Raw genomic sequence first — 22,790 nt, 5'->3', positions numbered from 1 at the left:
AAGCTAGCCGGAGGTCGTGAGCCCGGCCAACGCGGGGAGGTCTTCCGGGGTTTTCAGGGCCAGCGTCGGCGTGCCCTTCAATTCCCGCTTGGCGATCCCGACCAGCGTGCCCGCGGGCGGCAACTCCGCCACCGCCGACACCGCCGCGGCGCGGACGGCCTCGGTGCACAGATCCCAGCGAACGGGCCGGGTGACCTGCGCGGCGAGCTTATCGATCGCATCCTGTCCCGAGGCGACCGGCTGACCGTCGAAGTTCGACAGTAGAACCCTAGTCGGTTCATGCGGCGCGATCCTGCCTATGGCATCCGCCACCGCGTCCTGGGCCGGAGCCATGAACGCGGTGTGGAAGGCACCCGCGACGGGAAGCGCGCGCACACGCGCCTTCTCCGGCGGGTTGGCCGCCAGTTCCGCCAAGGCGTCGAGTTTGCCCGCGGCCACGATCTGACCGACCGCGTTCCGGTTGGCCGGAACGAGATCCAATTCCGCGAGCCGCTCGAGTACGGCGGCCTCATCGCCACCGAGCACGGCGGACATTCCGGTCGGCTTCAGCGCGCACGCCTTGGCCATTTCCGCACCGCGGATGGCGGCCAGCACCACAGCGTCATCCGGAGAGATGACTCCGGCGACAGCGGCGGCGGCGAACTCACCCACCGAATGTCCGGCCACGATCGTAGCGGCCGGCAGTGAATTCGGTTCGATTTCGGCGAACGCCAGCAGCGCGGCGGCAACCACGAGCGGTTGCGTCACCGCGGTGTCGACGATCTCCTCGGCCGTCGCGGTGGTGCCGAGACGGACGAGATCCAGGCCCGAGGCCTTGGACCAGAGGGCGAGGCGTTCTCCCGCGCCGGGAAGGTCGAGCCAAGGCGCGAGCATGCCGGGTGTCTGGGACCCCTGTCCAGGGGCGAACAACGCGATCACATCTCTAAGAAAACACTGTGAGGTGCCTCGCACGAGATGTCGACGCGAATGAAGCTTGGAGACCGCTTTTGTGGGACTCCCACAAAAGCGCATGTGGGATGTCCCGATCGACCGGTTCGCCGAATCCGTTACAGCCCCTGCGGACCCACAGTGGCATGCGGTGCCTCTGGGTCAGTTGTTGATGATTCGTTACGGGTTCGTGTCAAACGACCCACTGTTGCCGCGATCCGGAGCACATAGGCATCCCGCGGATTCATGGGATCACGCCCGGTGATCTCCCCGATTCGCTTGAGGCGATATCGCACCGTATTTGGATGGACGTACAGCTGGCGAGCACACGTCTCGACGGCTCCGCCACAGTCCAGATAGGCATCGAGGGTGTCAGCGAGCGCGGATCCCGCAGCGGCCAACGGGAGGACAACATACTCGTTCAGAGCGTCGATCGCAGCCCTATCGCCGAGCAGAGCGCGTTCGGGCAGTAATTCTGTCGCGTGCACCGGCCGCGGCGCGCCCCGCCACCCCACCACGGCCTCCATGCCTGCGAGCGCCTCCAACGCGCTGGCGTGCGCGGCGCCGAGGGTGCGCATGGTCGGTCCGATCACCACGGGCCCGTCCGAGAAGACCTCGGCGAGCAGATCGGACAGGAATGCCGAGATATGGCTGGTATCACTCAGATGACCGCTGACCACCATCACCAGCCGAGAACCCTGCACCACCGCGAGAGCGGCGCGGCCGTGTCTGCCCGCGATGGTGTGCACCGCACCGACCATCGACACGCTCTGATCCTTCGGCGGCGTGCCGACCAGCACCGTCGCGGGCGCGGTGGCATCCCAGTTCAGCGTCGCGGCCCGCGACAGCATGTCCGGGCCGGTATCGCCGCGCACAACGGCGTCGACGACGAGCGCCTCCAGCCTGGTATCCCACGCACCGCGTGATTCCGCGGCGCTGGCGTACACCGAGGCAGCCGCGAAGCCGAGCTCACGCCCGTATCGCAGCACCGCCTCGGTGAGCGCCACCAGCTGCCGGTCGTTGCGCGCGAGCGCGGGCAGCCACTGTTCGAAGAACTCCATGGCCACGCGGACCATATCCACGGTCTGGCGCAGCGTCAGCCGCCGCGCCAGATCCTGCGGAATGACCTGGAACGCGTCCAGGCTGAACCGGATATCGCTATCCGGATCCTGTAGCCACTCGAGGAAGTTCACCACCGCGGTCTGCACCAACATCTGGACCCCGGCCCGCTGGGCGGCATCCAGATCGGCGAAGAACGGCAGCCGATCCTGCATGGACCCGACCGCCTCGGTGGACAGGCGCCCGGAGAACTGCTTCACCCGCTTGAGCAATGTATCCGGAAGCGGATCCCGGTTCTGCCGATTCGGGGACAGTGCGCCGGTCGGCAGATACACCTCGTGCTCGGAAGAGCCTTCGGAGATCCGTCGAGGCCGCGGCGGTTTACGTTCCACGGTCCAATAGTCCGCTACGCCAGTTCTTCGTCTGTGCTCGCGGCCGACTTCGGCGCGGCGTCGACATCGCCGATGCGGTATTCCGCCGCTGCCTCTAGCACCGTGGCCTGGTCGATCTTGCCCGCACGGGCCAGACCTTCCAGTGCCGCCATCGTGATCGACTGCGCGTCGACATTGAAGACCCGCCGCGCCGCGGCGCGCGTGTCGGAGAAGCCGAACCCGTCCGTGCCGAGGGTGGTGAAATCACCGGGAACCCACTTGCGCACCTGATCCGGCACCGCCCGCAGCCAGTCGGTCGCGGCGATGTAGGGGCCATCGACCCGGGACAACGCCTCGGTGACATAGGGCACGCTCGCCTCGGCGCCCGGATCGCGCAACGCCGCGATCTCCTTCGCGAGCGCCTCTTTGCGCAGTTCACCCCACGAGGTCACCGACCAGACGTCGGCCTGCACTCCCCACCGCTGCGCGAGCAGCGCCTGCGCGCGCAGACCATCGGGAACGGTGACACCGGAGACCAGGATCTGCGCGCGCAGATCACCGGCGTCCCCCGGTTTGTACAGGTAGATGCCCTTGAGCAGACCGGCGATATCCAGGCCCTCGGGCTCGGCAGGCTGCTGATACGGCTCGTTGTAAAGGGTGATGTAGTAGAAGATGTCCTCGCCGCCGAAGGTGTCCTCCGCACGACGCACCGTCTCGGTGCCGGGCAGCGCCGTCTGATGCGACGGGGCGGGGACGCCACCCCCGTACATCCGGCGCAGACCGTCGCGCACGATATGCGCGAGTTCGAAGGCGAAGGCCGGGTCGTAGGTCACCACCGCCGGATTGGTCGAAGCCAGCAACAGCGAATGGCCGTCGTTGTGCTGCAGACCCTCACCGGTCAGCGTGGTTCGCCCAGCGGTTGCTCCGAGGACGAATCCGCGGGCGAGCTGATCCGCCGCCGCCCACAATCCGTCGCCGGTGCGCTGGAATCCGAACATCGAGTAGAAGATGTAGAGCGGGATCATCGGCTCGCCGTGGGTGGCGTACGAGGTGCCGACCGCGGTGAACGAAGCGGTCGAACCGGCCTCGTTGATGCCCTCGTGCAGGATCTGCCCGATGGCGCTCTCTTTGTAGGCAAGCATCAATTCCGCGTCGACGGATGTGTACAACTGACCGTTTCGGTTGTAGATCTTCAACGAAGGGAACCACGAGTCCATACCGAAGGTCCTGGCCTCGTCCGGGATGATCGGCACGATCCGCTTGCCGATCTCCTTGTCCCGCAGCAGTTCCTTCATCAGCCGGACAAGGGCCATCGTCGTCGCGACATTCTGCTTGCCCGAACCCTTGCGCACCGAGCGGTACGCCTCGTCGCCGGGAAGTTGCAGAGGCTTTGCCACGGAACGTCGCTCGGGCAGAAAACCGCCAAGGGCCTTGCGGCGATCCAGCATGTACTGGATCTCGCGGGTCTCTGTGCCCGGGTGGTAGTACGGCGGCAGATACGGATCCTTCTCCAACTCCGCGTCGGAGATCGGGATGCGCTGCAGATCGCGGAAATCCTTGAGATCCTGCAACGTCAGCTTCTTCATCTGATGCGTGGCGTTGCGTCCCTCGAAATGCTTGCCGAGGGTGTAGCCCTTGATGGTCTTGGCAAGAATCACCGTCGGCTGGCCCTTGTGCGCCATCGCGGCGGCGTATGCGGCGTAGACCTTGCGGTAATCGTGGCCGCCGCGCTTGAGATTCCAGATCTCGGTATCCGAAAGATCCTGCACGAGCGCCTTGGTCCGCGGGTCACGACCGAAGAAGTGGTCGCGCACGTAGGCGCCGTCGTTGGCCTTGTAGGTCTGGTAGTCGCCGTCGGGAGTGGTGTTCATCAGATTCACCAGCGCGCCGTCGCGATCCGCGCCGAGCAGCGCGTCCCACTCGCGACCCCAGATGACCTTGATGACATTCCACCCCGCGCCGCGGAAGAACGACTCCAGTTCCTGGATGATCTTGCCGTTGCCGCGGACCGGACCGTCCAGGCGCTGGAGGTTGCAGTTGACGACGAAGGTCAGGTTGTCCAACCCCTCCATCGCCGCCACATGTGCGAGACCGCGCGATTCGGGCTCGTCCATCTCACCGTCGCCGAGGAATGCCCACACGTGCTGATCGGAGGTGTCCTTGATGCCTCGATCGTGCAGGTAGTGGTTGAACCTGGCCTGATAGATGGCGTTCATCGGGCCGAGGCCCATCGAGACGGTCGGGAATTCCCAGAAATTGTTCAGCAGCCGCGGATGCGGATATGACGGAAGTCCGTGTCCCGGCCCGCCGTGGCTGTATTCCTGACGGAAACCATCCATCTGGTCTTCGCTGAGCCTGCCTTCGAGGAAGGCGCGGGCGTAGATGCCGGGCGAGGCGTGACCCTGGATGAAAATGGAATCGCCGCCGCCGGAATGGTCCTTGCCTCGGAAGAAATGGTTGAAGCCGACCTCGTACAGCGCCGCCGAGGAGGCGTAGGTCGAAATATGCCCACCCACACCGATGCCGGGACGCTGGGCGCGATGCACCATGATCGCGGCATTCCAGCGGATCCAGGCGCGGAATCGACGCTCCACCTCTTCGTCGCCGGGAAACCACGGCTCGTTCTCGGTGGGAATGGTATTGACGTAGTCGGTCGAGGTCAGCGCCGGAATGGAGACGCGGCGCTCCCCCGCCCGCTCGAGCAGCCGGAGCATCAGGTAGCGCGCGCGGCCCGGCCCTTCCCTGTCGAGCATCTCATCGAAGGATTCGAGCCATTCGCTGGTCTCGTCCGGGTCGATGTCCGGCAGGTAGGAGGCCACCCCTTCACGGATAACCCTGACCCGACCAGCAGGCTGTGGTTGCGACCCGTTCGGGGCGGAGACGGTGTCGGGGCCAGCGGGTTTCGCTGGAACGGACGAGTGGATCACGTCGGTCAAGTCTGCTCCTCGTACAGGGGTGGACAAGCTGATGGCTTCTGTTTCCCCGGGCGGAGCGCTGGTTGCGGACCACCCGTTACGAATGTTCGGGCGCACCCTCCATCCTTGCCGATGGTGCGTCCCAGGTCATCATGTCAGCAGCAAATCCAGTACGGTTTCCTCGGCAATGGGTTACCCGGTAGTTTTTCCGGCGCAGGCCGATTTCGGCACCCAGCGAGCCGCCTGAGCACGTGCTATTCGATACCGCCGAATACAGAGCAAGAGCGGGAGGACGATGAAGGTGCTTGACCAACGCGGGTTCGGACTGGTGTGCGCTGCCGCGGCGGTCGTGACCGGGCTGACGGTCGCCGGATGCGCGGATCGGGTGGAGGGAACCGCCACTCCGAACGCCGCGGAACTCTCCTCGTACAAGACCGAGGCCGCCGTGTCCTCCGCGGCGGCGACCTCGTCGCGGCGGGTGGCGGCACAGGCTCAGGCCATCGGCGAAAACTGCGCGCAGTTCCCCACCACTTCCGGCCTCGGGGTGAAGGCGTACAACGACTTCGTCGACGCGCACGACTCCAATGCGCCAGACTACGCCGCCAAACGCGATGCCGCGTCGACCACACTCGACGAAGCCGCCACCAAGGTCGAGACCGGAGTGACCGCCGCGGCGGGCGCGCTGCCCGAAGATCTCGCCGCGAAATTCGCCGAGTACGTCACAGCCGCCAGGCAGCTCGCGGGCGAAACCAGGAAAATGTCCTACACGGCGCAGGTCGGGCCGCTCAACGAGGCCAGCAAGCGGGTCAACGACGCCCGTAACGCGGTGCGCGAAGCCTGCCCGAAACGCTGAAATTCCGTACCGGACGCGCGACATTCGGAGGGTATTTCATCCGATCAGCTTGCGCTCGAGCCGATAACCATGTTCGCTTGCATCTACCTACTGTCGGGAGTTGAGGAGGACACCACCGTGGTCGCCGCGGCGGACGCGCAGAACTACGCTCAGAAGCTTGGCATTACACACGGCATGGTTGTCCAGGAACTGGGCTGGGACGAGGACACCGACGACGACCTAAGGGCCGACGTCGAGGACGCCAGTGGCGGCGAAATGGTGGACGAAGACTCTGATGAGGTCGTCGACGCCGTGCTGCTCTGGTGGCGAGAAGGAGACGGCGATCTGGCCGACGAGCTGATGGAAGTCATCAGCCCGCTGGCAGACGACGGCTTCATCTGGGTCCTCACCCCCAAGACCGGTCAGCCTGGCCATGTCGATCCGAGCGAGATCGCCGAAGCCGCGCCCACGGCGGGCCTGACGCAGACATCTGCGATCAGCCTCGGCGCTTGGGCCGGAAGCCGATTGGTGCAACCCAAGGCTCCTTCGAAGCAACGCTGACCTTTTCGCCATGGTTTCCGCCGGGTGGTGCGCTCACCACCCGGCGGAGACCCGACACGATGGAGGATTCGCGTATGCCTATCGAAGTTGGCACTGTCGCGCCGGATTTCACGCTCAAAGATCAGAACAACCAGGAAGTCTCGCTATCGGACTTCCGGGGCAAGAAGAACGTGCTCATCGTCTTCTACCCGCTCGCTTTCACCGGCATATGCCAGGGGGAACTCTGCAAGGTGCGAGACGAGCTGCCCAAATTCCAGAACGACGACGCGGAAATCCTCGCGATCTCCGTCGGCCCCCCGCCCACCCACAAGATCTGGGCCGCCGAACAGGGCTACACCTTCCCCCTGTTGTCCGACTTCTGGCCGCACGGCGCCATCGCCCAGGCCTACGGTGTCTTCAACGAGAAATCGGGTTTCCCCAACCGCGGCACCTTCGTCGTGGACAAGGAAGGCAAGATCCGTTTCGCGGAGATGAACGGGCCAGGAGAGGCCCGTGACCAGGCGGCTTGGGAGAAAGCGCTTGCCGCGCTAGATTCATAAGCCGCACCGTCGGTAGCGACCGGCGGAGTGCGGGCGTATAGCTCAGCGGTAGAGCACTGGTTTTACACACCAGCGGTCGGGGGTTCGATCCCCTCTGCGCCCACCAAGAAGATGCAGGTCAGAGTGAGTTTTTCCCTCGGCAAGTTTGCCCCACGCCAATTTCGTGGGGCAAACTTGGGGCAGAGTAATCGGATGGGTCAGCGATGTGTCGTCTCCCCCCGGTAGTTGGGCATAGCGGGAGGCGTGATCCCCGACTCGGCATCTATGGTCCGTCTCAGCCCAAACTAAAAGCGACTCTGACCATCGACCGCATCGAGTGGCAGCCTGCGCCCGCAGTGAGTGAGGATTGGTTGATGCATATGAGCGTCGGCCCCGCTCAAATCCGCTGACATGGGGCACAAGCAGTTTTCAACGACAACGATTGGCACTCTGCCAACGGGCACCGACATAGCCACAGTGCTTGAAGACGGTGACGATCGCGCGCTCTTCGCGGTGTGGGCGACCTATCATCGGTCTCTCTTCGAGCGTGGCGCAGCGACAGAGCATGCGGAGGTCTCCCACTTGCAGGCATTGGAGGCAGCTCGTCGGCTGACGGACAACCTTGAGGAGTGGCGTTGGGTAGCGATCCAGCACGCGCTCGCCGATGGCTACAGTTGGCCTGAAATCGGGGCTGCGTTGGCTATGCCCGCCGAGACGGCGCGGGAAACTTACGAACGTAGGAGCCGGCATGCGACGGAGGATGAACCCCAGCCCGGTTTCCATCCCTACGGGTAGAGATCTTCGCCCCGTCTCCGACACGTAGGGGCGTTCAAAGGCCTAGGGGTGGGTGGGTTGTGATTAACACTGGGGTAGATGAGCGTAAGAACGCGCATATCTAGCCTGTTTGAACTCGACTGCTGCGGCCTCGGTGGGGCGTTGGACTCGTCAGGTGCGGCTCCGGGCCATGAGAGAGCTATCTCGCCCATAGCGTGGTCTGCACCGCTGCCCAGCAGTTGAGCGTCACTGCGTTCAGCAGCCGGTTGTGTGGTTTTTCAGCCAGCCGGTAGCGGGTGCCGTCCGGTCGCAGCGACACACCGCCCACCTCGGCCAGCAGGACCACGCCCGCGGCGTGGTCCCACGGGAAGCTGCGCTGGTTTAAGACAAAGTCGAGGATGCCATCTACCATCTGCGTGTAATTCACGCCCGCGCACCGCGCGCCAGGACCCAGGTCAGCGAACCGGCCGGTCATCTCTACCAGCCACGCACGGCCGGGTGGGTCCAGACGGCGCGTAGGAACAGCGCCCCGCAATCTGGCCACCTCGGCCGCAGGCGGCGCACGTTTAATCTGAGTGTCATCCCGGAACGCCCCCGAACCCTGTTCAGCAACGTATATCTGCCCGGTCTCGGGTACAAAGATCCAGCCGGCGACCGGCTCACCCGCACATATTAAGGCCACAATCACTGTGTACTCAGGACGGCCGGCCGCAAAATTTGCGGTGCCGTCGATCGGATCCACCAACCAGCACATCTCAGCAGTCCCTACAGCAGCGAGCAGGCTCGGATCGTCGGTGGCGGACTCCTCCCCAACCACTGGAACATCCAGGATCTCCCGCAAGCCGAGCGAGATTAGCCGCTCGGCCTCCCGATCCGCCACAGTTACCAGATCATTCGGCGCCTTCTCTGAGACCTCATCGACAGCCAAATTACAAGGTCAATCCGCTTGTGCGCTGTGCCGATCGTGGCATATCCAGCATACGAGCGAGCGTAGTTTCGAAAGTTTAGCGTTGTCCAAACCGCCAGTTCGTACCGATCTGCAATGAGAGGATCACCAGGTGAGCGTAGTTGGTGCATACCCTCCACCATGTGTCCTCATCAGCGGCGCCGAGGCCGTGTTGGACCAGGTCGAGCCCATCGTGAGGAAGTACACGCAATCGGTCCGTCGAGGTCTCGAGCCCGAGCCACGCTGGCTAAGCTGGGACGCGTTGGTGGCGATTGGTACACCGTCACTTCCTCTGAACTGTAATCTGCGAGTCATTCAAGTGGGTGGCGACGCCGCCGGTGCGTATGTTGAAAAGTCTCCAGGCAGCACCAGGTACCACTACCCCGAACGAGTCGATCGTTCTGGGCACGAACTGAGGATCCCGCAGGGACTAAGTGACGCGCGGAGAGAGTTCGTCAAACGGTATTTGATTCCCGTTCTCCCGAAAGAACCGTTCACGCGCAGCGTGTTCGTTCCTCCGCCAGGCACAGATAGCAACAATTGGATCCCGATCCTCGGCAGTGTCGATGGCGACCCCATCGCGGTAATTTATCGACCGCACGAGGGCGCCCGCGAGGTGTGGTATCTGCCGGAGCAGGCAATTGACGTGTTGGAGCCTGCACTCAATCTCGCGTTCCAGGAGTGGCACGGTCAGGACCGGACGCGGTTCCCATCTTCCCCGACATGGACATCCGATGTTCGATGGATGTCTTTGCAGGATGAGGTTCAGATCGAAGGTCTACGCACTGAGATAGCGGAAGCGCACGCCGAGTTGGCGCGCTTGACCGCGAGAATTGGCGTCAGCGAGGTGAACCTAGACGGGTTGATCAGGGACGCAGGACGATCACCGCAGCGACGGCTGTTGACGGACCACGACGATGCGCTAGTCGATGCAGTCACGCACGCGCTAACCGAGTTGGGTTTCGACGTGACAAATCTCGACAGGCAGTTGGCCGAGGGCCAGGCCAAGCAGAGTGACCTGTCAGTGACGGAGGGGGACTGGACCGCCATGGTTGAGGTGAAGGGATATACGAAGGGTGCGAAGTCGAACGACTTGCTGGCGGTCGGACGCCATCGTCGTATCTATGAAAGAGCACATAAAGAAGTTCAGCGTATGTGGTACATAGCCAATGCTTTCCGGCTAGATCCCCCTGCCAGTCGGCCGAACATCCTCGATGGTGCCGACGAACACGTCACAGAATTTGCACAAGATGACGGACTAATTATAGATACACGCGAACTGTTCGATATGATCAAGCGGGTCGAAATGGGTGGCCTCACCGCAGAATCCGCACGCGCAATACTAAAGGCGGCGACCGGTCGGCTACAACTCGACTGACTTGCTCGCGCCACCACAACTTGCGCAGCATGAGCGATCGATCAGTCAATCCTCAGCTCTACTGAAGCGGCCAGATATTACGCCGAATACCTGGCCGTCCTCGAGATTGCAATAGTTATTGCAGAATGCTTTTTGCAGATTTCCCACAAAATATTCCTGCACGACTGCCGCTTTCCCGATTCACGACGAGACGCGATCTCAATAGGAAGAGATTACCTATCGATAGATTGCAAGAATATCTAGGAAGAGTGAGGGGCCTTCGAGATACTGTGCAGCGGTTTCCACTGTTGGGCGCTGCTTTTCGAGGCGTCGACGCTCGTCGCGAGGGATTAGCGTCGCACCTGGGAACGCTAGAAATGATTTCCATTGACCGCTTGCAAGCTTCTTAGTGACCTTGCCCACGATCCGTGCGCGCCCCTCCACCTCTTCAGACTTGAGATGGTTTTCCGCTAACTGTCCGGACACCTTCCAATCAGTATCGTCTTCTCCGACAACGATTAGGCTCGCATCGAGTTTGTTCAGAAAGCCGGACATCGCGGAGAGCTTATCTACAGATGGGAGACCTTCCGTTGCGAGGTCCAAGGTTTGAGCCATAGGCATCAAAGACTGGACCATCTTTAGTGCACGTCGCCCTTCGCCCCCGCCCGCCATAAGCTTGACAAAGTCGGGAACATAGAGGTCGCAATCCCATGCGATCATGGCACCGGTGCGCACCTTCGAAAAGTCGGCGTCAGGCTCATCGACATCAATCCAGGCAAGTCCTTCGGGGTCAGCCGCAGCCGCCTTAAGCAAACGATCGAAGCGCGCTTCAGGGGTGTCCGCCACGGCTCGTGACTCTTCGTCTTCGCCCCCCTCCCTCAGAGCCACATCCACGCCTTCTGCGGTTCCACGCCGAGTGGAACGCTTGTGCGTCTCGGCTGTTAGACCGCCCTCTACAGCAGCGATATATTGATCTAGCGCAGTTTCATCAAGATAGACGAATCGCCTCAGCATTACATGATCCTACAGTGGCCGACCACCAGACCTGCCACCACTCCAACACATCAAAAGAGGCGCCGCGGGTCGCATTTGCAACTTCGGCCTGAAGATCGACTATGACGCCGAGGGGTCCAAAGCGAGCACACATGGTCGACGCTAACCAATAAGCTATTTAAGGTGAATGCGAGCAGTGCGACAATCTGAGCGCCAGCCTTGCACAACTAGGATCCATGGTTGTACAAGTCGTTGTACTTCGCTTCAATCCACAGCACGTGAAAAACATCGCCCGTACGGAACCCTGCGAACGCGTGATTCCCTTCATGCCGAAACACCAGATATTTGTCGCGTTCTAGGTGCTCGGGGATCGCAGTTTTGAACTTCGATTTTGGCAGGAATTCCGACCCCAGGCCATGTCTATCGTGCTGTACCAGCTCAGTCCACGTCAACTTAGCCCGCTTGTGCCACTTCAACAGGAACGCCTGACATTGAGACGGCTCAAGCTTGTCTATCCCGAACTTTTCCTGCAAATGCTGCAGACACAGGACCGGGTGCCCTGCCTGCGCGGAGGAAGGTGTGGCAGCTGGGGTCGCGGCGGTTGTGTGGACCGGAGTCGTTCCCCGCCGTTTGCTAGGTGCCACTGGTGAAGAATTTGAACAGACGCCCCGTGGTGATGACGTTGTTTCGTCCGGCGCCCTCTTCGAACGCCTCACGCCATGGCGGCTCAGTATGGGTCTTATCACGCAGCGCCCACGCAGCAAGGCTGCCGTAGGTGTCCCACGTTTCAAGCAGGCAGTCCTGGATCTCCTTGTAGTCATCCCAGGTGAACGTGTCGTCGAGGACCTGATCAGCGTCAATCCCGTTCGAACCGAAGTGCTTGTATTCGTGGTAGACATCGGGCACCACGGGGCCGTGTGCCCACGCCTGGATCTCGTCCGAGAACAGCGGCTGCTGCGTCCGAGCAAGGTGGTGCCCCTGCGCGTAGTAGAGAAGCTTCTGCAGCTTCAAGTTCGAAATGCTTGCGTCGATGTTCTCCGCCCAGGCGATGAACCAGCGGGCGACATCGCGTGCGCGCATCGGGTTGCCGGTCATTGTGTCCCTGCTTCGAGTTGCATCGTCGGTCTCTCCGAGATTCCCTGAGTGTAGTGGGTGGGTATGACATCCTCGGCAACCGCTGGTAACAGAACGGACCCGTTTGACTCTTGGATCGACGTCTGAGGTCATACATGTTGGCGCAGAACGCGTTACCTGTGTCTAACCGTTAGGCGAGTCGCTCGTCCGCAGCAGCCTAGCCCTGCCCAGGTAAGTGCCCGTGGAGCCGCGCCGGGGAAGTACAGACCCAGAACCCTGTCAACATCGGTTGTTTCTGAGGTTCCTGTGAAAGCGGTGATCGCACGGGCATACTGATGCCTACGAATCAATCCTCGCTGTCTGCGACGGCGAACGGCTGGGTGCAGATCCCGCACAGGATCGGCCCGGCCTCGATCGTGCGCTTCGCCGCCCGGACGCGGCGGACCGGCTCACAGCCACACACCAGGGCGTGCCCGTTGCGGGGCGCGCGTTCGGCATCCTCACCCGCGGTCCCCTCGTCGGCGTTGCCGTCGGCCGGTGTACCGGGTGGTGGCTCGTGTTCATTGCGGCGGTGCGCGATCAACACCTTGGCGAGTGCGTCGATCTGGCGGCGGTACCGCTTCGCCGTCGCGTCCGGCAGGGCGGTTTCGGACCAACCGCGGCTCGCCTGGCGTGTCACGGTCAACCCGAGTTCCTCGGCGATCGTCTTGTACTTGCTGTTGTGGTAGGCACCGCCACGGCTGACGTCCTGCACACCCCGCGTGCGCGCGATCCCGTGCGCGGCCTCATGCAGTAACGTGCCGAACACCTCGCGGGCACCGAACGCGAACCCTTCCCCGCCGACGAACAACTCCGGCATCCAATCCGTGCCTCGCACCCACCGATCCGGCCCGAAATGACCCAGTCGCAACCCGCGCGGCGAGCCCATCGACCCCGCAGCCATGGTTACGACCACGTCGGGGACCTCCGGGTGTTTGGCGCGGATCGCGGCCCACGCCGATTCGATTGCGACGACCACTGATCCGGCGAATGCGTTCATGGCTGCACTTTGGTTTCGGCGTCCTGGAAGTCGAATAGAGTTGGTTCTTCCGGCTTCTTCTGCGGCACCACCGCGGCAGTTTGGCCACGGGGTTGGCTGTTCGCCAGTTCGGTAGCAGTCACGTTCGCGATGACATGATCGGCCGCGGCCCGCATCGCCGGATCGGCATCCACACCCCACTTCTCGCGTAGCTCACGGAGTTGATCCAGCAGTGGACCGCGGTCGGGTTGAGCGAGTATCTGCCCGATACGCGTCGGACTGAGATCCGTGAGGGCGGCGATCGCGCGGATGGTCATTCCGTCGCGGTGGGCTGCCCAGCGGATGGTGGTGTCGCGTTCGAGTCGAGCGGCGTCGATCCTGAACCCGGACAACGCCAAACGCTGTGAAGCACCATTGTTCCTGTCCAGTTTTCTGGACACCGCCGTCCCCCGCGACGGGGTCGGGCAGACCAGGGTTCGGGTGGCGTGCCCGGCCAGCGACGCAAGGACGCGTTGGCGCCACCGGAACGCGTAGGTCAGGCAGTTGGCGCAGTTCTTGTGGCCCGTGCACCCAGGCAACGGCACCGCTTCGCGGCGGGCGGCGTCGGACCAGGCGAGGCTGTCCGAACTCGCCAACAACGAACCATAGGCACCCAAACCCGCGGTCTTGATCCCGAACCCGTGCAACCGGATCCCCGGTACCGCGGTCGTGATCGCGGTGATGATCGCAGCAGCCTCACTCGTGGCCTGACGGCGGCACACCGACCCCAGCCCGACGATCGGTTGCGCGGCGAGGTCGACACCGGCCTCGGTGTACAGCTGCGCGCAGGCCAGGTAGTCGTCCAACACCCAGCCCTGCAAGACGGGTGCGAACGGTAGATCCGGTGCCAGCGTGGTGAGTTCGAGGTAGTTCTCGACGGTGCGGCGTTGATGCTCGACCACGCTCAGTCCGGTGCCGACGAACTTGTTCGACCCGATCGTGCCACCGGCGATGATGATCGGCTCACACATCCAGTCCTGCGGCGCCGCCCACACCAACCCACCGATCTCCTCCGCATACCGACGCACCCGGCCGATATAGGCAGTCGGGGTGGTGGTCGACCAGCCACCGTAGTCCTTGAGCTCGGTGAACCCGCCACTGTCCAACGCCCACTCCCCCCGCGCCCGCGGCAACGTCTTACGGTCACGCAAACGCCGGTCACACACAAACAACGGATCACCCGACAAGGTCAGCCAGTGCGGTTGATGAGTACCGAGAAAGAATTTCATCGACGTAATCCCCACGTCAGAAACCGGGGCGGATCGGCTCTCCGGCATTGATGATTATGCCTCAATTCTATCACCAAAACTGTTGTCTAACAGCACTTTTACATTCCTGTCGACAGCTGGATTGTCGCATATGGATCAAAGGTCTTGATGCCTACGCATCGCTATGATTGAGGCATAGGTATCAACGATTGATCGCTGCGCGTCATATCCGTACAGCTGCGCCGACCCTCCTCTTGTGGTCCCTCCCCCGTGCGCCGCCTACTTCCGAACCCGCGTTGCTTCCAGTGCGCCGTAACCGATCTCGCGCGTCTGTAAATCGTCCGCTCGCGTGCCGACTCCGTCCCCCGCGCTGAGCGCGCCCCCGGCGCGCGAACCCGCCACCTCCGGTGGCGCTGCTCTATACGCGACCTTTCCCACCTGACGTCACCCCGCTCCCAACCCTCCCTTTTGTGGTCATCTCTTCCCCTTGTGGTCTCCCTCCCCTCTTTGTGGTCATCTCTCGTTCTTGTCTTTGTGTTTTGTGTTGTCTGCTGTCCTGCCCGTCCGCCACTCTCTATGAACAGCGAAGCCATAGAGAGTGGCGGACGGGCAGGACAGCAGGCGGCACGAAACACCGCTGGTACAGCGGGTTTTTGAAGCTTTCTGATCGGATTTTGATGCGACTTTTCGTCCGGATCAGATCCGGATCACGTCCGGATCAGATCCGGATCAGATCCGCATCGAGATCGCATGATTTCGGGGGGCCTTGGCCCACCCGCCCGTTGCGGGGAGGGGGTGCGAACGGTCGTAGAGAATCCCCGGGTAAGACGCCCCGGCTGCAGCAGAAACAGCCTGTGTGAGGCTGCGCCTCGTTACTCTTGCATCAAGAACGGCGCGTCAAGCTTTGGGGATTTCAGGGGGTTTCCATGCCAGTCGACGGACCCGTGCCCTGGCAGTTGGTGGAGCACACCGCGGCCAAGCACAACATCTACAGGCGGTATCTACATCGCTGGTTTCCGATCATCCTCAGCAACGACTCATGGAACGAAGCTACCTACGCTGAAGGGTTCTCCGGGCCCGGTATCTACGCCGGCGGCGAGGACGGGTCGCCGATTATCGCAGTCCGGGCCTTCGCCGAGGAGGTCTCCAATCTGTCGAAGAAGGCTAATTTCCTGTTCATCGATGACGACCAACGTTGCGTCACGATGCTCACCGATCAGCTGACTCGCGTTTTCCCGCAGCGCCCGCGGAACCCGGGCTTGATGCCGGTGGCAGTCCGGAAGGGGAAGTGCGAGGACCTGTTAGAACTGGAGCTGGGCAAGCTCGGTGCGTGGGGGTCGCCGATCCTGGCGGTCCTCGACTCATGGGGAAATGCCCCCGTGCCCTATGGACTTCTGCAGCGCATCGCCAACAACCCGGGCTCGGAGGTGATCGTCACCTTCAAGCCGCAGCATTTCGTGCGATTTGTCGATGACCTCGGCGATGCGGCTGATGATGTGTTCGGCGGTGACCGGACCTGGCGGCAAGCCTCCGTCCTGCCCAGCAGCGAGAAACGCCAGTTCATCCTCACCTGCTACCGCAATGCACTCGAAACCGCCGGCTTCCGGTATCTGCTCGACTTCGAACTGGTCGACCGCCGCGGCGACACCCTGTACCTGGTGTTCGGCACCAACCACCGCCTCGGCCTGGAGAAAATGAAAGACAGCCTCTGGGAAGTGGACAAAGTCTTCGGCATCGGCTTCCGCGACCCACGCGACAGCCAACTGGAAACCCTGTTCGAGTTCACCGACCCCGAACTGAGTCCCCTCTCACGACTGCTACGCGACCGACTCCGCACCCACGGACCCACCCGAGTAGAAACCCTGCGCAAGTTCGCCCTGTTCGACACCGTGTTCCGCCCGCAACACGTCATCGACGCCCTACCTCCCCTCGTCCATTCTGGCGCCGCCGAACTCGGCGATGGCACACGACAAATCCGACGCGGATCAGTCATCCAACTCACCACGAACACACAACACGCCACTCCCCGCTGATCCGACCACTCGCGGTTGGCACGGACAACGAGAAGAGCCCCTGCCGCAAATGGCAGGGGCTCAGGTAGATACAGGTCAGGCGATCGGGGTGGGCATTCCGTCCCATACTCGCCCGTCGAGTTCCCTGCCCAGCGCTTTGGGTGTGCGCCCGCCCCACTGTTTGAAGAAGAACGGCACCTCAGCATCGCGGCAAGTATCGCGGATCTCGCGAACCCACTCAGGATCCATCCAACGGTGACCGGCACCGGATTCCCCGCCGGCGATGACCCATCCGATGCCGTCGAGCTTCAACCCCTCCAACGGACCCAGCAAGGGCTCGCAGGAGAGGAATCGCACTGCGGCGGGTACTTCCCGCAGGTGATCGACCCGATCGAGGTTGTCGGTGGTCTCCACCGATACCCCCATCCACACATTCGCCGGCCACTCCAACCCTCCAGCGAGCCGTTTGAGCCGCAGCGAGCGTTTCGTCAGGACCTGGTAGGTGTGCTGCGGCGTTTCGCGCATCACGTCGAACACATCCCGGATGAACCCGACCGGGACCTTAGCGTGGAACAGATCCGACATCGAATTGACGAACACCACCCTCGGCGCCCGCCACCGCCGAGGCACATCCAACGCATCCGGGTGGATCGTCACCCCGAACCCTGGACCCGACGTGCGCGGATCACCGTCACGCTGATACTTCGCCGTCCCCATCAACTTCAACCGCTTCGCCAACACCATCGCATAGCAGTGGTCACACCCGACCGAGACACGGTCACAGCCGGTGACCGGGTTCCACGTCGCCTCGGTCCACTCGATGCTCGATTTATCCGACATGTCACCACCACCTCCCCTGTCCCGTCGACACTACGTCGACATTCTGTGTATTCGTAGACGAACCGATTTCATCTCGTGACAGTTCGGTCAGCATGATTCGCCATCCCTCATGGTTTCGGTGTATTCCTGGGCTGCGGCCAGCGTCCGAGTTACTGCCGACTTACTCACCTCGATCTGCTCAGCGATCTGCGCGTGCGACCACCCCTGCTCGTACTTCAATCGCAGAATCGTCGCCACCGTCGCAGGATCACGACGCCCCGCCGGATCCGAGCCGCACACCCGCTCGGCAACACTGATCCACCGGTCCACAGTGCGCACCGCCTCGATGCGCACCTGCTGTGGCGGAGCTTCTATCTGGTTCGCAGGGCCGGTCTCCAGCTCTTGATGGTCACGCGGGGTCGTGAGTTCATCGGTGGTGGAGCGGGTCTCGGTATGGACCTCACGCACCGACACGGTGCGTACCGATTCGGGGCGGTGCACAGGCTCGGGTTCGGTGCGCACCACTGGTTCGGGGTCGGTGCGGTCGGTGCGTGCCAGCACCAACAGCGCGACCGTGGCTTGCCCGATGGCGCCATCGATGATGAGCGGGAAAAGGAACGCCAGGTGTTCGCTCATCCCCACCTGTATCGACAGCTCCCGCAGGGCGTCGAAGGAGAGCCGGAACGCGATCGCCGCAATGGCCGCTGTAAGGCCGACGACGGCCCAGTAGGCGAGTCGGGCTTTGTTCTGTGCGCGGACGAGCAGTCCGACGCCGTGGGTTGCTGCCAACAGTGCGATCGGCGGGAAGGAGGCGACGAACGCTGCGACCCACTGCTTTCCGGCCGGTGCGTTGAGCCATGCGTGCACGATGTTGCCCGCGATCGACATGGCCGCGACGAGCAGTAGTTCGCCCCAGAAGAACCGGATGGCGGAGGTCTCTTCCCGGGTCCGCGCACCGGGCGGATCAGAGTGCGGTGCGCTGTGGTGCGCAGTCTCGCTGCTGCGCACCGCCTGCGCACCGGTCACATTCGTGGTCATGATATGTGGTCTCCTCTCGGTTCAAGTGATCGATGCGCAAGCGGGGTGTTTCACCGGCTGCGGGTACGTGACTGCTGCCCGCGGTTCACGGGCGCGGACCGAAACCGGGCATGCTGCGCCCGATCCAGGTACGGGACGGGTTCCAGATCGGTGAGGTCGTATCCGGCGTCGAAATGGTCGGAGAGGTCTTTGCCGTCACGGGCCTGGACCACCCGCACCTCCCCCACCCGGCCCGTCAGGGAGTCGGCGACCTTGGCCGCGTGCCGGTATCCGGGGCGGTCGCGGTCGGCGACCACCACCACCCGCGCGGCCCCGGCGAGCCAGCGGGCGTGCTCCGGGGTCCAGGATCCGGCGCCCATCGCGTTGCAGGTCGCGATCTGCCCCGCCTGGTTCGCGCGTTGGACGTCCTTCTCCCCCTCGCACACATAGATCTCTCGACCGGTGTCCAAGGCTTCGCGGATGTCGGCGAGCTTCCACGGGATCGGCGCGAAACCGGTGCGTTCCCATTCGGTTCCGGTCCAATGGGCCTGCCAGAAACTCTTGGCGTAGCCGTGTTCGTGCGGTGTCCGCACCCGATGCACCGCACCCTCTACCCGACCGTTGGGCCAGCGGTAGATGTAGGAATCGACAGTCTCGGGCCGACCTGTCTGCACCCCCAAATCCGGCTTGGACAGGATCGGGAAATGCGCGGCGAGGATCGCTTTCTCGACCGGTGACACGACCTGCCCCACCGACTTCTGCGGGGTCGATTGTGGGCGGGCGGGCCGCCCGCCGGCCCCGAAGGACCGGCGAGCAGAACCGTTACTTGTTGTGGTGCGAGTGTTGGTGGTGCTGGTGTTGTTTCGGGTGCGTTCGGGTAAGTGGTCGAACATGTCCCGGACTCGTAGACCCAGCTGGTTCATGACGTCTTCGTCGTCGCAGCGGGCCCAGCAGCGCACGATCGTGCGTTGCTGACGCGGGTCGTAACGGACACCGAGAGAGGGGTTGTGGTGCTGGCCGTCGCCTTCGTGGACCGGGCACAGGTAGTTCGTCCACTGCTCCGGTGACCGCGGGAACCGGGGTGGACCCATCTTGCGGGTGAGGGCATCGGTCACGATTTCGTAGGAGCGGCCCTGCTGGTGACGGTGGTCCATGACGGTTCACCGCCCCCGCTGCGGGTGCTGGTGGGGCCGATCGTTGCCGGTCAGTGCTCGGGCCTGTTCCTGGCTGCGCAACTGCACATCGCTCAACTCCGAGAGCCCGGTCTGGCGTTCGCGGTTGAACGCGACGTTGTCCATGAACCGGCACATCGTGCCCGGCGCCCGCTGCCAATCATGGAAGGCGTCTTCGAGATAGTTCCAGTGCTCAGCGTGCGGGCCGCCCTGCCAACGACGCGCGATCTCCCAACGCTGCTGATCGATCCGGTCGATCTCGGCATCGGTATCGACCTCGAACATCTCCCGCCCGAGCCGGTAGAACACCTCGTACTCGCCGCGCATAAGGTCCTCGTGTTCGCGGTGCATCTCAACGACTCCGTTCGATCCCGTTGCGGCGATGCCCGTTACGCTCCGGGCGCGGATCCTCCCGCTCGGGCTGCCACGCCTGGGTGCCGTTGCCGGGCTCACGAGTGCGGGCGTCGTGTTCGGCCCAGTACTTCTCGGCACCCTCACTGGCCCACCAACGCGCCAGCTCGTCGGCGTTGTCCGAGCCGTCGGTAAACCGGCTCCAATCAACCTGCTCGAGATCGCGTTTCGCGATATCCGGATGATCGGGGACATCGGCGAGGGACTCGGCCATATTGCGACCCACCAACTCGTTCCACTCCCGCAACGCCTGCCCCTGCTGCTGGTCGTGACCGTTCCGCTTCTGGTCGTGACCGTTCCGCTTGGGGTCCTGCTGCTGGTCTCTGCGAGCGCGGCTACCGAACCGCTCCCGCTCGGGTGTGGAGCGGGCGAGTTTGCCGACGGCTTCGTCGCGTTCGGCCTTGTAGCGGTCCCGCTCGCGGCGGGCCTGGTCGCGTTCGCCTTCGATGTGGCGCACATGCTCGACCACACCCGCGGACAGCTGCGGTGTGGCACGGTCGCGCAGGTCCCCGATCTCGGCGGCGAGGCGCTGGTTGCGGGTCTTCAACGCCGCCACCTGGGCTTCGGCGGTATCGAAACGACGCCGGATATCGTCACGCTCGACGGTGACCGCGTCCAACCCGCGCTGCAGCATCTGCACTCGCGAGCCGAGCCGGTCCCGGTCGGCCTGTAGCTCCGAAAGCTGGTGTTCGACCGCGGCCAACCGATCCGGCTCGACCTCGACCTCCCTGTTCTGGTCACGGTCTGCCGGGTCGGGAGGCGGCGGAGTCGACGGTTCGACACCCTCACCGCGGCCGGTGTGGATCTGCTGCGCGGCGCTGATCCGCTCGGCCAACTCCTCACGAACTTCGGCGGTGAATCCAGCGGCGGACCGCACGGGCAGCGGTCTCGAGGATGGTTCCGGCTGCCGCGGTGTGTGCAGCTGCTGGGTGTAGGTGTCGGCACCGAGTACGCGGGCGACCTGCGCCCGATACCTCAACGCCTCGATCCCCCGCACCTTGTGCGCGTTCTTGAACAACCGGCCCGGCTCGAAATCCGGGAACGTGGTCGCGGCATCCAACCCGTCCAGCGCGATACCGCGCTCGGTGACCGTGAGCCGGTCATTCACCGCGATGCGATTGCGCAGGGCGTTGGCGTGCTCGGACAGGGCCTGGTGGTCGCGGTAGCGGCGTGCGTGATCCACGCTCGGATCACTGGCCCGTTCGGACACGGCCAGGGCATGGCTGCGGTAGCGGTCCACCATCTGCTGTGTCCACGACAGGTGATGGGTGCGGGAGGTTTCCTCGGCGCGGCGCTGCTCGCGCAGCGTGCGGCTGATCTGCTTGCGGACATAGCGGCGCTCCAACCAGTTCCCGGCCTGGGCGTGCAAGCGCAGCAGGTGCGGCAGCAGGTGGGCGAACTGGCGGACTTCAGCGCGGATCTCGTCTTCGGTACTGCGATCAGACATCGAACAGGTTTCCTTTCAAGGTTGGGGTAATCGACAGATGTATTGGCGGATAGGTGTTTTCACGTGTCCTCGCTGGCGAGACCGGGGACCTCGCCAGCGAGATCAGCCGTTTCGGTCGACTCGGTCGACGGGGCAGCGGCATGGGACGGCTGGGTGGTCTGGATTTCGCGGGTGTGGTCGTAGACCCAGCTGTAGGCGTTGTCCAAACGCAGCCGGTCGACCCAGTTCGTGCCGCGGCGGCGATCACCCCACCGGCGGGAATCGAACTCGCTGCGCATCGCCCTCAGCTGGGCATCCCACACCCCGACCGTGCGCGTCGCCGACTCGGAATCGGTCGGCGACCAGGGCTGATCCCACACCGCGCGTTTCCGGGTCTGGGCGTGGTCTATCTCGGCCAGCAACTCGACCGTGCTCAACTGCTCCAGCCGCGAAACCTCAGCCACACCCAGAAGTTCCGGACGGAACATCGCGCGTGTCTGCTCGACGTACTCGCGGTACTTGCGAACGCTTTCGGCGGTCTCGGCGCGGCGGGCAGCTTCGAGACCGTCCACCTCCTCACGCTGGGCGCGGGTCATCCGTGAACGGTCGACCCAACGCGCCACCTCGTACGGCGGATCCAGAACATCCCAGGCGATGATCGTGAACACCGTGCCCACACCAGCGGCGACGCCGAGCGCGACGGGTCGAATAATGTTGCGGTTCATAGTGTTTGTTCCCCTTCTCTCAGTCGGTGACAGCGACAGTCGCGCCGGTCTCGGGCCCCTCGGGCTGTCGGCGGGTGTTGGTGAGGATGGAGACGGCACCGGACACACCCCGGCCGATACCGCCGGTCACCGCAGTCACGGTTTCGGGGAAGCTCGGGCGTAGGGCGGCGTTCCACCACAGGTAGCCCACCCACCCGGCGCCGTAGACCGCCAACGGACCGGTCACCGCGAACGATTCGCCCCAGCACGCGAACGCCCCGGCCAGAACCACAACAGCGGAGCCACCCGAGGCGCTGCGCACCATCCGTGTTCGCGCGGACCGACCCGCTTCGATCACCGCTTCGGGGTCCACCGCGGCGGCGTCCCTGTCTCGGTCGCCGTCTTCGTTCGGGACCAGGTGCAGGGCGGGACGTTTCGGTCCGATCGGGCGACCGGACCGGCTCGGCGGGGTATAGGGGGGTTCGTCGCTGTCGGGGGGCGGAACGTTGGCGAGGACGTGGGCGAGGTAGTCCTCTACCTCGTCGGCGAAATCGCCGATCTCGGCGCGCGTCGGCCCCTGTTCGGGGTCGTGCTCGTCGTCGCGGTCGTTGTCGTCGTCGGGTCGGATGATGCGCAT

At 63.6% G+C, this 22,790-nt stretch carries 20 protein-coding genes and 1 tRNA gene; 6 read left to right on the top strand and 15 right to left on the bottom strand.

Features of this window, described 5'->3' with window-relative positions:
- Nucleotides 1–3: 3 nt before the first annotated feature.
- From ABZS43_RS16080 to aceE, 3 genes are all read right to left on the bottom strand, one after another.
- Complete coding sequence (locus ABZS43_RS16080) at nucleotides 4–918, bottom strand: ACP S-malonyltransferase (RefSeq protein WP_355036655.1); 915 nt, start codon at nucleotides 916–918, stop codon at nucleotides 4–6.
- Nucleotides 919–1,046: 128 nt separating this feature from the next.
- Nucleotides 1,047–2,321, bottom strand: a complete 1,275-nt coding sequence (locus tag ABZS43_RS16075; protein WP_355036785.1) for a helix-turn-helix domain-containing protein — start codon at nucleotides 2,319–2,321, stop codon at nucleotides 1,047–1,049.
- Nucleotides 2,322–2,392: 71 nt separating this feature from the next.
- Nucleotides 2,393–5,188 (bottom strand): pyruvate dehydrogenase (acetyl-transferring), homodimeric type, encoded by a 2,796-nt coding sequence (aceE, locus tag ABZS43_RS16070; RefSeq protein WP_355036784.1) that lies wholly within the window; start codon nucleotides 5,186–5,188, stop codon nucleotides 2,393–2,395.
- Nucleotides 5,189–5,567: 379 nt separating this feature from the next.
- Between aceE and ABZS43_RS16065 the strand changes: the two genes are divergently transcribed.
- From ABZS43_RS16065 to ABZS43_RS16050, 4 genes are all read left to right on the top strand, one after another.
- Nucleotides 5,568–6,125 (top strand): hypothetical protein, encoded by a 558-nt coding sequence (locus ABZS43_RS16065; RefSeq protein WP_355036654.1) that lies wholly within the window; start codon nucleotides 5,568–5,570, stop codon nucleotides 6,123–6,125.
- A 117-nt stretch (nucleotides 6,126–6,242) separates the two neighbouring features.
- Nucleotides 6,243–6,665 (top strand): DUF3052 domain-containing protein, encoded by a 423-nt coding sequence (locus ABZS43_RS16060; protein ID WP_109526416.1) that lies wholly within the window; start codon nucleotides 6,243–6,245, stop codon nucleotides 6,663–6,665.
- A 74-nt stretch (nucleotides 6,666–6,739) separates the two neighbouring features.
- Nucleotides 6,740–7,204, top strand: a complete 465-nt coding sequence (locus ABZS43_RS16055) for a peroxiredoxin (protein WP_355036653.1) — start codon at nucleotides 6,740–6,742, stop codon at nucleotides 7,202–7,204.
- A gap of 31 nt (nucleotides 7,205–7,235) precedes the next feature.
- A tRNA-Val gene (locus tag ABZS43_RS16050) sits at nucleotides 7,236–7,310 on the top strand.
- A gap of 846 nt (nucleotides 7,311–8,156) precedes the next feature.
- Here the strand turns inward: ABZS43_RS16050 and ABZS43_RS16045 are convergent.
- Nucleotides 8,157–8,885, bottom strand: a complete 729-nt coding sequence (locus ABZS43_RS16045) for an inositol monophosphatase family protein (protein WP_355036652.1) — start codon at nucleotides 8,883–8,885, stop codon at nucleotides 8,157–8,159.
- 130 nt (nucleotides 8,886–9,015) lie between these two features.
- Here ABZS43_RS16045 and ABZS43_RS16040 point away from each other — a divergent pair, with 130 nt between their 5' ends.
- Entirely contained in the window at nucleotides 9,016–10,281 is a 1,266-nt protein-coding gene (locus tag ABZS43_RS16040) for a hypothetical protein (RefSeq protein WP_355036651.1), read from the top strand.
- Nucleotides 10,282–10,497: 216 nt separating this feature from the next.
- Here the strand turns inward: ABZS43_RS16040 and ABZS43_RS16035 are convergent, their stop codons facing one another.
- The 4 genes from ABZS43_RS16035 to ABZS43_RS16020 all read right to left on the bottom strand — a co-directional run bounded on the left by ABZS43_RS16035 (nucleotide 10,498) and on the right by ABZS43_RS16020 (nucleotide 14,613).
- On the bottom strand, nucleotides 10,498–11,274 hold the full coding sequence (locus tag ABZS43_RS16035) for a hypothetical protein (RefSeq protein ID WP_355036650.1): 777 nt from the start codon (nucleotides 11,272–11,274) through the stop codon (nucleotides 10,498–10,500).
- A 612-nt stretch (nucleotides 11,275–11,886) separates the two neighbouring features.
- Nucleotides 11,887–12,348, bottom strand: coding sequence for a type II toxin-antitoxin system antitoxin SocA domain-containing protein (locus ABZS43_RS16030; protein WP_355036649.1), 462 nt, complete (start codon nucleotides 12,346–12,348; stop codon nucleotides 11,887–11,889).
- Nucleotides 12,349–12,673: 325 nt separating this feature from the next.
- On the bottom strand, nucleotides 12,674–13,366 hold the full coding sequence (locus ABZS43_RS16025) for a hypothetical protein (protein WP_355036648.1): 693 nt from the start codon (nucleotides 13,364–13,366) through the stop codon (nucleotides 12,674–12,676).
- The gene (locus ABZS43_RS16020) at nucleotides 13,363–14,613 is read right to left on the bottom strand and encodes a hypothetical protein (RefSeq protein WP_355036647.1); all 1,251 of its coding nucleotides are present in this window, start codon (nucleotides 14,611–14,613) and stop codon (nucleotides 13,363–13,365) included. The genes ABZS43_RS16025 and ABZS43_RS16020 overlap by 4 nt, the downstream gene beginning before the upstream one ends.
- 905 nt (nucleotides 14,614–15,518) lie before the next feature.
- On the opposite strand from ABZS43_RS16020, the gene ABZS43_RS16015 reads away from it, so the two are divergent.
- Complete coding sequence (locus tag ABZS43_RS16015) at nucleotides 15,519–16,625, top strand: three-Cys-motif partner protein TcmP (protein WP_355036646.1); 1,107 nt, start codon at nucleotides 15,519–15,521, stop codon at nucleotides 16,623–16,625.
- 75 nt (nucleotides 16,626–16,700) lie between these two features.
- Here ABZS43_RS16015 and ABZS43_RS16010 read toward each other — a convergent pair whose 3' ends face one another.
- The 7 genes from ABZS43_RS16010 to ABZS43_RS15980 all read right to left on the bottom strand — a co-directional run bounded on the left by ABZS43_RS16010 (nucleotide 16,701) and on the right by ABZS43_RS15980 (nucleotide 22,790).
- On the bottom strand, nucleotides 16,701–17,444 hold the full coding sequence (locus ABZS43_RS16010; RefSeq protein ID WP_355036645.1) for a phage Gp37/Gp68 family protein: 744 nt from the start codon (nucleotides 17,442–17,444) through the stop codon (nucleotides 16,701–16,703).
- 87 nt (nucleotides 17,445–17,531) lie between these two features.
- Entirely contained in the window at nucleotides 17,532–18,461 is a 930-nt protein-coding gene (locus ABZS43_RS16005; protein WP_355036644.1) for a DUF2637 domain-containing protein, read from the bottom strand.
- Nucleotides 18,462–18,511: 50 nt separating this feature from the next.
- Nucleotides 18,512–19,594 (bottom strand): toprim domain-containing protein, encoded by a 1,083-nt coding sequence (locus ABZS43_RS16000; RefSeq protein WP_355036643.1) that lies wholly within the window; start codon nucleotides 19,592–19,594, stop codon nucleotides 18,512–18,514.
- A gap of 6 nt (nucleotides 19,595–19,600) precedes the next feature.
- A complete protein-coding gene (locus ABZS43_RS15995; RefSeq protein WP_355036642.1) occupies nucleotides 19,601–19,939 on the bottom strand; it encodes a hypothetical protein in 339 nt (112 codons plus the stop codon).
- 25 nt (nucleotides 19,940–19,964) lie between these two features.
- The gene (locus tag ABZS43_RS15990) at nucleotides 19,965–21,470 is read right to left on the bottom strand and encodes a hypothetical protein (protein WP_355036641.1); all 1,506 of its coding nucleotides are present in this window, start codon (nucleotides 21,468–21,470) and stop codon (nucleotides 19,965–19,967) included.
- A gap of 59 nt (nucleotides 21,471–21,529) precedes the next feature.
- Nucleotides 21,530–22,174 (bottom strand): hypothetical protein, encoded by a 645-nt coding sequence (locus ABZS43_RS15985; protein ID WP_355036640.1) that lies wholly within the window; start codon nucleotides 22,172–22,174, stop codon nucleotides 21,530–21,532.
- 19 nt (nucleotides 22,175–22,193) lie between these two features.
- Nucleotides 22,194–22,790 carry a hypothetical protein gene (locus ABZS43_RS15980; RefSeq protein WP_355036639.1) on the bottom strand — a complete coding sequence of 199 codons (597 nt, stop codon included), beginning with the start codon at nucleotides 22,788–22,790 and terminating at the stop codon, nucleotides 22,194–22,196.

This window comes from Nocardia sp. NPDC005366 (genome assembly GCF_040606855.1).
In the GTDB taxonomy this organism is placed as follows: domain Bacteria; phylum Actinomycetota; class Actinomycetes; order Mycobacteriales; family Mycobacteriaceae; genus Nocardia.
The sequence above is the reverse complement of the archived record's forward strand: the minus strand, read 5'-3'. Positions and strand labels throughout refer to the sequence as shown.

What these genes read in the sequence shown, in the direction of transcription:
- ABZS43_RS16065 (WP_355036654.1), top strand. Translation starts at nt 5,568, where the DNA reads ATGAAGGTGCTTGACCAACGCGGGTTCGGACTGGTGTGCGCTGCCGCG.
- ABZS43_RS16055 (WP_355036653.1), top strand. Translation starts at nt 6,740, where the DNA reads ATGCCTATCGAAGTTGGCACTGTCGCGCCGGATTTCACGCTCAAAGAT.
- ABZS43_RS16035 (WP_355036650.1), bottom strand. Translation starts at nt 11,274, where the DNA reads ATGCTGAGGCGATTCGTCTATCTTGATGAAACTGCGCTAGATCAATAT.
- ABZS43_RS16030 (WP_355036649.1), bottom strand. Translation starts at nt 12,348, where the DNA reads ATGACCGGCAACCCGATGCGCGCACGCGATGTCGCCCGCTGGTTCATC.
- ABZS43_RS16025 (WP_355036648.1), bottom strand. Translation starts at nt 13,366, where the DNA reads ATGAACGCATTCGCCGGATCAGTGGTCGTCGCAATCGAATCGGCGTGG.
- ABZS43_RS16020 (WP_355036647.1), bottom strand. Translation starts at nt 14,613, where the DNA reads ATGAAATTCTTTCTCGGTACTCATCAACCGCACTGGCTGACCTTGTCG.
- ABZS43_RS16015 (WP_355036646.1), top strand. Translation starts at nt 15,519, where the DNA reads ATGCCAGTCGACGGACCCGTGCCCTGGCAGTTGGTGGAGCACACCGCG.
- ABZS43_RS16010 (WP_355036645.1), bottom strand. Translation starts at nt 17,444, where the DNA reads ATGTCGGATAAATCGAGCATCGAGTGGACCGAGGCGACGTGGAACCCG.
- ABZS43_RS16005 (WP_355036644.1), bottom strand. Translation starts at nt 18,461, where the DNA reads ATGACCACGAATGTGACCGGTGCGCAGGCGGTGCGCAGCAGCGAGACT.
- ABZS43_RS16000 (WP_355036643.1), bottom strand. Translation starts at nt 19,594, where the DNA reads ATGGACCACCGTCACCAGCAGGGCCGCTCCTACGAAATCGTGACCGAT.
- ABZS43_RS15995 (WP_355036642.1), bottom strand. Translation starts at nt 19,939, where the DNA reads ATGCGCGGCGAGTACGAGGTGTTCTACCGGCTCGGGCGGGAGATGTTC.
- ABZS43_RS15990 (WP_355036641.1), bottom strand. Translation starts at nt 21,470, where the DNA reads ATGTCTGATCGCAGTACCGAAGACGAGATCCGCGCTGAAGTCCGCCAG.
- ABZS43_RS15985 (WP_355036640.1), bottom strand. Translation starts at nt 22,174, where the DNA reads ATGAACCGCAACATTATTCGACCCGTCGCGCTCGGCGTCGCCGCTGGT.
- ABZS43_RS15980 (WP_355036639.1), bottom strand. Translation starts at nt 22,790, where the DNA reads ATGCGCATCATCCGACCCGACGACGACAACGACCGCGACGACGAGCAC.